This window comes from Kineococcus indalonis (assembly GCF_009906395.1).
Lineage (GTDB): Bacteria > Actinomycetota > Actinomycetes > Actinomycetales > Kineococcaceae > Kineococcus > Kineococcus indalonis.
In genome coordinates, this window is sequence record NZ_JAAALM010000515.1 from 1 (window position 1) to 870 (window position 870).

The 870-nt window shown below is 83.1% G+C and carries 1 protein-coding gene; it reads right to left on the reverse strand.

Annotation, left to right across the window (positions count from 1 at the left end):
• Positions 1-870: alpha/beta fold hydrolase (locus GTR00_RS23110; protein WP_205706138.1), on the reverse strand; the 870-nt coding region annotated here is incomplete at its 3' end.

An 870-nucleotide genomic window follows, 5' to 3' on the forward strand; every position in this document is an offset into this window, starting at 1 on the left:
GCGCGCGGCCGCTGCCTCCGCCGCGCGCACGTGCTCGCGCACGAGGTCGACGACGTCGCCGGGGCGGTCCCAGGCCGGCACGTGGCCGCAGCGCTCCCACTCCAGCCACCGCGCCCGCGGCGGGGCGGCCGCGCGCAGCAGGTGCGCCGACGTCAGCACCCGGTCGCGCCGGCCCACCACCACCGCCACGGGCGCGCGCACGTCCGCGCCGCGGGTGAAGGCGCCCGCGGCGATGCCGGCGTCGGCGGACGCGTAGCCCGCGGCGGCGGCCACCGCCAGCACCGCCTCGCGCGCCAGCTCCGGTGCCAGCGCGCGCGGCGCGGCGCTCGTCGCGGCGAACGCCAGGGTGCGGCCCCAGCCGGTGCGCAGCGGGTCCACGGGCAGGCGCGGCGCGGCGCGCGCGTACCAGCGGGCGAAGCGCTGACCGGTGGGCAGCAGCGGCGGGCGCCGCCGGGGGCGCGTCCACAGCCCCGCGGGGGCCAGGGCGACGACGCCGGCGACCGCGCGCGCCCCCCCGTGCGCGCCGTCCTCCGCGGCGGCCTCCAGGCACACCCAGCCGCCCAGGGAGTGCCCCACCAGGTGCACCGGGCGCCCGTCGGCCCGGCTCAGCCGCACCGCCGCGCGGTGCAGCCGGCGGCCCAGCTCGGCGGGGTGCATGGCGGTGGGGCCCTCGCGCCCGTCCAGGGCGGGGCTGTCGCCGTGGCCGGGCAGGTCCACCAGCAGCAGGCGGTGCTCGCGCGCCAGGGCGGGGGCGACCAGGGACCACGTGCTCGCGCCGCTGCCCAGGCCGTGCACCAGCAGCACGCGCGGTGCGCCCGCGGGCGCACCGGGGAGCTCGCGCAGGGCGAGCCCCTCGAGGCGGGTGCTCAC